General features: G+C 69.5%; 7 protein-coding genes and 1 pseudogene. 5 read left to right on the top strand and 3 right to left on the bottom strand.

Going from position 1 to position 9,328, the window contains the following annotated elements; translation table 11 throughout:
* Positions 1–287: pseudogene (locus tag OZ671_RS31465) on the top strand (ABC transporter ATP-binding protein/permease); the annotation flags it as partial.
* 4 nt (positions 288–291) lie between these two features.
* Here the strand turns inward: OZ671_RS31465 and OZ671_RS31470 are convergent.
* Positions 292–1,641: an alpha/beta fold hydrolase gene (locus OZ671_RS31470; protein WP_442957152.1), complete on the bottom strand. Its 1,350-nt coding sequence runs from the start codon at positions 1,639–1,641 to the stop codon at positions 292–294.
* A gap of 185 nt (positions 1,642–1,826) precedes the next feature.
* Between OZ671_RS31470 and OZ671_RS31475 the strand changes: the two genes are divergently transcribed.
* Positions 1,827–3,686, top strand: a complete 1,860-nt coding sequence (locus OZ671_RS31475; protein WP_268864356.1) for an ABC transporter ATP-binding protein — start codon at positions 1,827–1,829, stop codon at positions 3,684–3,686.
* Between the two features lie 113 nt (positions 3,687–3,799).
* On the opposite strand, the gene OZ671_RS31480 is transcribed toward OZ671_RS31475, so the two are convergent.
* Positions 3,800–4,393, bottom strand: a complete 594-nt coding sequence (locus tag OZ671_RS31480) for a LysE family translocator (protein WP_268864357.1) — start codon at positions 4,391–4,393, stop codon at positions 3,800–3,802.
* Between the two features lie 95 nt (positions 4,394–4,488).
* On the opposite strand from OZ671_RS31480, the gene OZ671_RS31485 reads away from it, so the two are divergent.
* Positions 4,489–5,850 carry an aminotransferase-like domain-containing protein gene (locus OZ671_RS31485; RefSeq protein WP_268864358.1) on the top strand — a complete coding sequence of 454 codons (1,362 nt, stop codon included), beginning with the start codon at positions 4,489–4,491 and terminating at the stop codon, positions 5,848–5,850.
* Positions 5,851–5,889: 39 nt separating this feature from the next.
* Here OZ671_RS31485 and OZ671_RS31490 read toward each other — a convergent pair whose 3' ends face one another.
* Positions 5,890–6,789, bottom strand: coding sequence for a LysR family transcriptional regulator (locus OZ671_RS31490; RefSeq protein ID WP_268864359.1), 900 nt, complete (start codon positions 6,787–6,789; stop codon positions 5,890–5,892).
* A gap of 168 nt (positions 6,790–6,957) precedes the next feature.
* Between OZ671_RS31490 and OZ671_RS31495 the strand changes: the two genes are divergently transcribed.
* Both OZ671_RS31495 and OZ671_RS31500 read left to right on the top strand, forming a co-directional pair.
* Positions 6,958–7,800, top strand: a complete 843-nt coding sequence (locus OZ671_RS31495; protein WP_268864360.1) for a nitrilase-related carbon-nitrogen hydrolase — start codon at positions 6,958–6,960, stop codon at positions 7,798–7,800.
* Between the two features lie 91 nt (positions 7,801–7,891).
* Entirely contained in the window at positions 7,892–9,229 is a 1,338-nt protein-coding gene (locus OZ671_RS31500; RefSeq protein ID WP_268864361.1) for an MFS transporter, read from the top strand.
* Positions 9,230–9,328 lie beyond the last annotated feature (99 nt).

Raw genomic sequence — 9,328 nt, forward strand, 5'->3', positions numbered from 1 at the left:
CCGGTCTCTCGGGCGGCGAGCGCCAGCGGCTTGCGCTCGTCAGGCTGGCGGCCGAACGGCCGGCCTGGGCCTTCCTCGACGAGCCGGTCAGCGCGCTCGACGAGACCGCCGAGCGGCAGCTGATGGAATGGCTGCGGAGGGAGCTGCCGGAGACCACCTTCGTCGTCGTGGCGCACCGCCGGCCCGTCGGTCTCGGCGAGGTGCGCGTGCTGGACCTTGCGGTCATGCCGCCGGTCGAAGCCGCGGCCGGGGCCCGCGGGCTTGCCGCGGCCGCGTCCGCCGGCTGAAGCCTCACCAGGTCAGCTCGATCATCGCGATGCGCCGCTCGGCGACCGGCCAGGCCCGCGCGACGATCCGTTCCTCGTTGAACAGGCCGGCGACCGGCCGGCCGACCTGATCGGCGCCGAGCCTCAGGGTGGCGGTCGCATCGGTCGGCACGCCCCGCGCGACGTCTGCCGGCTCCTTGCCGTCGATCAGCACCACGTCGCGCGGCAGGCCGAAATAGCCGCGCGGGCGGGTCATCAGCACCACGGCTCCGGCGGCGATATCCGCCTCGACGAAGGGGCGCACCGGCCGCAGATGGACGACATCGGACGAGCGCGGGAAAGGCGATCGGTAGATATGCGCGGTCGGATGGTCCGGCGCCGCCAGCACGAATTCCAGATGATCGGCCGGGCCGACGGTCACCGGGCCCCAGCGGCCGTCGGCGCCGGTGGTCCGCTGCATGAGCGCCTCGCCGAGGCGCGCACCGGTGGCGGCGTCGACCCTGTGGAGCGTCACGGTCGCGCCGGCGACCGGCCGGTTGGTCGGAACGCCGCCGGCATTGCCGGTGACCAGCCCGTCGAGCGTCACCTGCGGTTCGGAGGCGACCGCCAGGCTCGCCGGTTCTTCGCCCGCGACGAACCTGTAGATCTCGCGGAAGGCGCGCGGATGAAAGGCGACCTCGCGATGGTCGAGGGGGCCGAGCGCGATATTGGTGGCGCCCTTGAGCGCCGGCCCTTCGGCGGTGACGCCGGTCGGCGTGCCCGGCCGGCCGAGCAGGCGGCCGTCGGGCTGCGCATATTTGTCGTTGCCCTCGCTGCGCAAGGTCAGGAAGGCGGTGCCGGCCACCACCTCGTCGTCGCCGCCGTTGAGCCACTTCAGGAAGGGACCGCGGCCGTTGAACTCGCTGCCGAGATTGCCGTCCCAGTCGAACACGCCGTGATTGGGCGTGCCGCAGAGGACGGCATGGCTCACCGCTTCGCTGCCCTGGCTGGCGAGAAGGTTGCGGATCGCGTAGCCGCCCCGTGAGCTGCCGACCAGGGCGATACGCGGCGCGCCGGTGCGGGTCCGGACCGTCGCGACGATGGCCGCGAGCTCCCGCAGCTGGTCCTCGGTGCCCGACCGGCCTGCCATCGGCACGGCGTCGTCATTGCGCGACAGGGGATCGGTGAAATTGAAGGCGACGAGCCGGTCGCGCGGCCAACCATTGCTCTCGAAGCGCCAGAGCGTCGTCTGCCAGAGGGCGGCGTGGTCGCCATTGCCATGCACGAACACGACCGGGGGGCGGTCCGCCGCCCGCACCGCGCGGATCAGGCCCGTGCCTGCCGCAGCCATTGCTGCGGCCATGCCGCCGACCGCCTGGCGTCGCGTCATCGTCATGGCCTTGTCCCCGGGCCCGGCCGATGGTCCGCCTTGCGCCGGCCGCGGTCAAGGCGCCGTGACCGCGTCGACTTGCGACCCGAACTCAGACACAATCCCGCTCCATCCTCTTTTCGTACATCCGAGTCGCGATCGATCCGCAGCGCATCATGCGCTGGCGCGACCATTTTTCCTTTGGGCCTTTCATGTTCCGCTTTTTCGAAAGCCGCATCGATCCCGTCGCCGCGCCGCCTCCGGGAGACCCGCCCGCCGGGCTGTGGGCCTTCTATTGGTATTTCGCGCGCCAGGCGAAAGGTCCCTTCATCGCCTTCTTCCTGGTCAGTCTGGTGATGGCGCTGGTCGACATCTCCATCCCCTATTTCACCGGCGAGCTCGTCGGCCTGCTGGCCGCGACGCCGCGCGAACAGCTCATCGCCTCCGCGGGACCTGCCCTCGCCGTCATGGTGGCCGTGGTGCTGGTGATCCGCCCTGCGGTCCTGCTGCTGCATCGCCTGATCTCCAACCAGACGATCGTTCCGGCCTTCAACACGCTGATCCGCTGGCAGAGCCATTTCCACGTCGTGCGCCAGTCGCTGGGCTTCTTCCAGAGCGATTTCGCTGGGCGCATCGCCAACCGCGTGATGCAGGTCGGCCCGTCCGTGCGTGAGACGCTGATGGCGTTGATCCGCTCGGTGCTGCACATCCTGTTCTATGGTCTCGGCGCGGTCGGCCTGATGCTGGTCCAGGACTGGCGCCTCGCCGTGCCGCTGGTCCTCTGGTTCGGCGGTTATGTCGCGCTGCTGACGCTGACCATCCCGCGGCAGCGCGAACTGTCGCGCGAGGCTTCCGCCCGACGCTCCGCCGTCACCGGCAAGGTGGTGGACAGCTACACCAACATCCTTACCGTCAAGCTCTTCGCTAGGTCGAGCGACGAGGACGCCTACGTCCGCGGCAGCATGGTCGACCTCACCGACGCCTTCTTCGCCCAGCAGCGGATGAACACAGTCTTCACCGTCCTGCTGACCGTGCTCAATGCCCTGCTGCTCACCGTGACCGGCGCGGTCGCGGTCTGGCTCTGGCTCGGCGGGCGCGTGGAGATCGCGACGGTCGCGATGGTGCTGCCGCTGGTCTCGCAGATCATTTCGATGTCGGGCTGGGTCGCCTTCGAGGTACAGGGCATCTTCGAGAATGTCGGCATGGTGCAGGAGAGCATGCAGTCGATCGCGCGGCCCCTGACCATGCAGGACAATGACGGGGCACGGCCGCTCCGGCTCGCCCGCGGCGAGATCCGTTTCGACCGGGTCAGCTTCGGCTACGGCCGGCAGGATCTGCCGGTGATCGACGACCTGACGCTGACCATCCGTCCCGGCGAGAAGATCGGCCTTGTCGGCCGGTCCGGCGCCGGCAAGTCGACCCTCGTCAGCCTCCTGCTGCGCTTCCACGATCCGGAAGCGGGCACGATCACCATCGACGGCGAGAATATCCGCGGCATCACCCAGGAGAGCCTGCGCGGCGCCATCTCGGTGGTGACTCAGGATACCTCGCTGCTGCATCGCTCGATCCGCGACAACATCCTTTACGGCCGGCGCGACGCCACCGATGCGATGGTCGAGGCGGCGGCGCGGCAGGCCCATGCGGCCGAGTTCATCGCCAGGCTTGAGGATGGCAGCGGCCGGCGCGGCTACGACGCCTTCGTCGGCGAGCGCGGCGTCAAGCTGTCGGGCGGCCAGCGCCAGCGCATCGCCATTGCCCGGGTGATCCTGAAGGATGCGCCGATCCTGGTTCTGGACGAGGCGACCGCCGCGCTCGACAGCGAGGTGGAGGCGGCGATCCAGGACAATCTCGGCGAGCTGATGCACGGCAAGACCGTCATCGCCATCGCCCACCGCCTGTCGACGCTGCAGATCATGGATCGGCTCGTCGTGCTCGATCAGGGCCGGATCGTCGAGGAAGGCACCCACGAGGCGCTGCTCGCGCGCGGCGGGCTCTATGCCGAGCTCTGGCGGCGCCAGTCCGGCGGCTTCATCGTCGCGCCGAAACAGGCGTCGCCCGAAGCGGCGGAATGAGGTGAGTGGCGAATAGGGAATGGGAATGATGCCACACGCGTCCACCCTATGGCCTGCCCGGGCGAGGGCGGCATCCCTACTCGCCATTCGCTATTCGCTACTCGCCATTCGCCTCACGCCAACATCGGATAGAGCGAGGCGATGAGCAGCAGTGCCATGGCGACATTGAAGACGCGCAGGTGCCGGGGATTCGACAGGACGCCGCGCAGCGCCGTGCCGAAACCGGCCCAGAGACTGACGCAGGGGCCATTGATGAGCGCGAAGACGATGGTGACGATCACCACGTTCAGGAGATAGCCCGCTTCCGGCGTATAGGTCGCGACTGCGCCGACGGCCATGATCCAGGCCTTGGGATTGACCCACTGGAAGGCGGCCGCCTCCAGGAAGGTGAGGGGCCTGGCGCCGGCCACCGCGGCCTCGCCGGCCCCGGAGCGGGCGAGCCGCCAGGCGAGCACCGTCAGATAGAGCGCGCCGCCATAGCGCAGAATGTCGTGGGCCAGCGGAAAGGCGGCGAACAGGGCGCCGGCGCCGAGCCCTACCGCCAGCACCATCGCCGCGAAGCCGAGGCTGATGCCGAGAATGTGCGGCACCGTCGGGCCGAAACCGAAATTGGCTCCGGAGGCGAGCAGCATGGTGTTGTTCGGCCCCGGCGTGATCGAGGTCACGAAGGCATAGGTCGCGAAGGCGATGAGGAGTTCGGGCGTCATGGCGGGGTGTGGTTGGCCTGGAGCTTTGCTGCATCATAAAAACGTGACACTTTGTCGAAAAGCAAAATAGCGTCACGTGACACTTTAGGTGCGCCATGCGACTGCAATCTCCCTGGACACCTCGCCTCGCGGTCGGCGGGCTGGCCCACGAAAAGCTGGTCGCGGCCCTTGCCGAGGACATTGCCGAGGGCATCCTGCCGGCCGGTGTCCGGCTGCCGGCGCATCGCGAGCTCGCCTATCAGCTCGGTCTTGGCCTCGGCACGGTCACCAAGGCCTATGCGGTGCTGGAGCGGCGCGGTCTGGTCCAGAGCGTACGCGGGCGCGGCATGTTCGTCGCGACGCTTGCAGCGCGGCCGGCATCGCTCATCGATCTCAGCATCAACGTGCCGCCGCAAATGCTCAGCGATCGCCTGCTGGCGGCAGCGCTCGGGCAGATCGCGCGCCAGCTCGGCGCCGACGCCTTCGGCGCCTATGCGCCGGCTGCCGGCCGGTCCGAGCACCGCGCGGCCATGGCGCGCTGGCTCAGGGGACAGGGGCTGGACCTGCCGGCCGAGCAGGTCTTCATCTGCCATGGCGCCCAGCACGCCCTGTGGGTGGCGCTCGGCGCGGCCTGTCCGCCGGGCGGCGAGATCCTGACCGAGGTGGTGACCTATCCCGGCGCGATCCAGATCGCCCGCCAGCTCGGCCGGTCCCTCTTGGGCCTGGCGATCGATGCCGAGGGGCTGTCGCCCGCGGCGCTCGAAGCGGCGCTGGCGCGGCCGGCAGGCGGCGCAAGGCGCGTGCTCTACGTGACGCCGACATTGCACAACCCGACCACCGCCACGATGGGGGCCGGCCGGCGCCAGGACATCGTTCGTCTCTGCCGCGCCCATGACGTGACCATCGTGGAGGATGACGTCTATGCCGCGCTCGGCGCCTCCGGCCTGCCGCCGCTGGCGGCGCTCGCGCCGGAGCGCACGCTGCATGTCGCCGGCCTCTCCAAGACGCTGAGCCCGGGCCTCAGGATCGGCTCGCTCGGCGTGCCCGCTGCGTGGGCCGCGCCGGCCCTGGCCTGGCTGCAGGCGAGCACCACCATGGCCTCGCTGATCGCCGGCCTCATCATGGAGCAGTGGCTTGCCGACGGCACGGTGGCCTCCGTCGCCGCCTCCATCCGCACCGAGGCCAGGCGGCGCGTGGTGCTCGCCGAAACCCTCCTGCCCGAGGGCAGCCTACGCGCTGCCGGCGGCTTTCATGTCTGGCTGCCGATGCCCCTGGTGGCGGCCGAGCGCCTGGCGCGCCAGGCCGCTGCCGCCGGCGTCCTGGTGATGGCGCCGGATGCACCGCTCACCGACCCGCTCGGGGGAGCGGGCGGCATCCGTCTCAGCCTCGGCGGGCCACCGATCGAGGTGCTGAAACAGGGGCTGAGGACGGTCGCGGCATGCCTTGATGGCGCCGGAGCCGCTGGCCGCGCCGTGTAGCGGCCCGCCACTTCGCCGGCCTGCTGCAGGACGCGCGGGTCAGCGCGTCGTCGTCATGCCCTTTGCGAAGGCGACGAACTCGCCGACGAGGCGCGTCTGCCGGTCGGCGCGCCAGGCGATCGAGAGATCGAAACCGGCCTGCCGGTCGTCGATCGGCACGGCGACAATGTCGGGCTGCAGCATCGGTACGATGGCCGAACCGTAGAGCGTCACGCCGCGGGCGAGCGAGACGAGCTGGAGCAGCAGCGGCACGTCGTCCGCCTCCTCGGCGACGACAGGCACGAAACCGGCGGCGAGGCAGGCACTGGCGACGAGCTGGCGAAAGGTCTGCCAGCGTTTCGGCGTGCCGAGCACGAAAGGCGTTGCGCTGAGCTCCCTCAGTGCGACCGAGGTCCGCTGCGCCAGCGGGTGCTGGCGCGAGACCAGCAGGACGAAGCGTTCATGCGCCACCACGACATGGCGGAGCGGCGGCTTGCAGGCCGCCGACAGGAGGAAGCCGAGATCAATCCTGCCGGCCTCGAGGGCCGGCAACTGCTCCTGCGAGGACAGCGAATAGAGGCTGACATCGGCGCTCGGATAGGCGTTGCGGAAACCGATGATGATCTCGGCCATCGGCCCGTGCGTCGCCTGCGCCGAATAGCCGATGACCAGCTCGCCGGCATCGCCGGCGGCGATCTGGCCGGCCTGGCGCACGGCGCGCTGCAGCGCCTTCAGGGCTTCGCCAGCATCGCGCGCCAGGGCGAGGCCGGCCGGCGTCGGCGTCACCCGCCGGGTCGTCCGTTCGAACAGCTTGAAGCCGAGTTCGGCCTCGAGCTGCTGCACGGCGCGGCTGACGGCGGGCTGGGCAATGTTCAGGCGCTGCGCGGCCTCGCGAAAGCTGAGCGCATCGGCGACGGCGACGAAGCAGCGCAGCCGGCCGAGATCGGGAATGCGGCTCATTGATGCTCAATGGTTATCAATATCGACATGATTGATCTTAGACATGTGATGAATGCTGCTGTCAAAGTCCTCTTCGTCCGTACCCGCTCGTCCGGCGGGAGGCGGAGCCGTGCCCGAGGGCGTCCTGCGGCTCACGCTTCCGCCGGCCAGCTTCCCGGAGATTGCCCTGTGAGCGCCGACCTTCAGCCCGTTCCTTCAGCCGCGACCGTGGTTGCCGCCGCCCAGTTCGCCGGCACTGCCGACGTCTCGGCCAATCTGGCCGGAATGGAGCAGCTCGCGGCCGAGGCCGCGCGCCGCGGCGCCGCTCTCGTCGTCTTTCCGGAGGCGTCGATGTACGATTTCAGCGCACCGGCCGAAGAGATCGCAGCGGTGGCGCGCCGGGACGGGTCGAGGTTCGAGTCGGGCGTCCGCGCCATCGCCGAGCGCCACGGCATCGCCGTGGTGGCAGGTCTCTACAGCGATGGCGGCGGACCGCTCGCCCGCAACACGCTGGTCGCTTTCGATGCCGGGGCCAAGCCGCTCGGGCGCTACGAGAAGCTGCACCTCTACGATGCCTTCCATTATCGCGAGTCCGACAAGAATGCGCGGGCGCCGCTCCTGGACGATTTTGCCGAGCTGACCACCTTCGATCTCGCCGGTTTCCGGTTCGGCCTGCTCAACTGCTACGACATCCGCTTTCCGGAGATGGCCCGGCTTCTGGTCGATCGCGGCGCCGATGTCCTCCTGGTGTCGTCGGGCTGGGTGGTCGGCCCCCTGAAGGAAATGCACTGGGAAACGCTGCTGAAGGCGCGGGCGATCGAGAACACGGCCTATGTCGTCGCCTCCTGCCAGCCGGCGCCGATGTCGGTCGGCCTCAGCATGGTCGTCGATCCCAGCGGCATCGCCACCGCCACCGCCGCGGGCGGCGCCGGGCTCGCGCTCGCGCCGTTGTCGGCCGGGCGGATCGCGGCCGTGCGCGAGATCCTGCCCTGCCTCGCACACCGCCGTTACCAGGTGGTGCAGAAGCGCTGATCCGGGGCCCCGATCCGGCGGCCGTCACGGCCGCCTTCCCACACTGTCAAGAACGCCGGTTCTGAACCGGTCCCTGTCTGGAGGATGTGCGATGAATGCCAATGCGAGCATGGTGGCGGCCGGAGCCGCGGCCGAAACCCAGGACCGCGGCGCCCTGCGCCGCGTGCTCTCGTCGGCGGCGCTCGGCCAGTTCGTCGAGTGGTACGATTTCGTCGTCTACGCCTATTCGGCGGCGATCATCGCCAAGCTGTTCTTCCCGAATTCCGATCCGACGGCGGCGCTGCTCTCGACCTTTGCCGTCTATGCCGTCGGCTTCGTCATGCGCCCGCTCGGCGGCTTCGTGTTCGGCAGTCTCGGCGACCGCATCGGCCGGCGCCGCGTCCTCTCCTTCGTCATCTTGATGATGGGCGCGGCCACGATCGCCATCGGCCTTCTGCCCACCTATCAGCAGGTCGGCATCCTCGCGCCGGTCCTGCTGGTCCTCTGCCGGCTGATCCAGGGCCTCTCCGCCGCCGGCGAGACGGTCGGCTCGAATGCCTTCGTCGCCGAGCATGCGCCGGCCGAGCGGCGCGGGCTCTATGTCGCCTTCACCTATTCCTTCGCCAATCTGCCGCCGATCGTCGCGGCGCTGCTGGTGCTGTTCCTGACCAATGCGATGACAGGCGAGGCCTATGCCTCCTGGGGCTGGCGCATCCCCTTCCTCATCGGCGGACCGCTGGCGCTGATCGGCCTCTATATCCGCCGCCGCGTGGATGAATCGCCGGCCTTCGCTGCGACCCAGGCGGCGCGCCGCGTCACCACCTCGCCGATCGCCGATGCCGTGCGCGACCAGAAGAAGGCGATGGGCTTCTCGTTCGCGCTCGCGGCCTTTTCGAGCCTCGGCTTCTATACGCTTGCCGGCTATTTCGTCAGCTACCTCGTCGCGACCGTGAAGCTCGACAGCAACAGCGCGCTGATCTCCAACAGCGTCGCCCTGTTCGTCGCCTTCCTGGCGATGATCGCCGGCGGCGCGCTGTCCGATCGGCTCGGCCGCAAGCCGGTTCTGATCGCCGGTCTCCTCGCCTCGGCGCTTGCCGCGATCCCGGCCTATCAGCTGGCAGCCCAGGGCACGCTCGCCAGCGCCATTGCCGGCCAGGGCCTGTTGGCGCTGGCCTGCGGCCTGTTCTGGGGCCCGGTCGGCATCGCCCTGCTGGAGCTCTTCCCGACCCGTACCCGCTTCAGCGCCTCGGCGATCAGCTACAATCTCGCCTATACGATCTTCGGCGGCTCGGCGCCGTTCCTCGGCACCTGGCTGATCCTGCAGTCCGGCAACAAGATCGCGCCGGCGATCTACATGACCGCCGTGGCCGTGGCCGTCCTGCTGGTGGTGCTGATGATCCCCGAAACGGCCCGCCGCTCGATGGTTCACGCCGAGGACGTCAAGGGCTGACGGCATCCGCTTCGCGCGGCCGGCCCGGTTCAAAAGAAAAGGCCGCATCCGATGGCTCGGATGCGGCCTTTTTCATGAGACTTCCGACCGGCCTCGGCC

This window comes from Phreatobacter sp. AB_2022a, assembly GCF_026847585.1.
Lineage (GTDB): Bacteria > Pseudomonadota > Alphaproteobacteria > Rhizobiales > Phreatobacteraceae > Phreatobacter.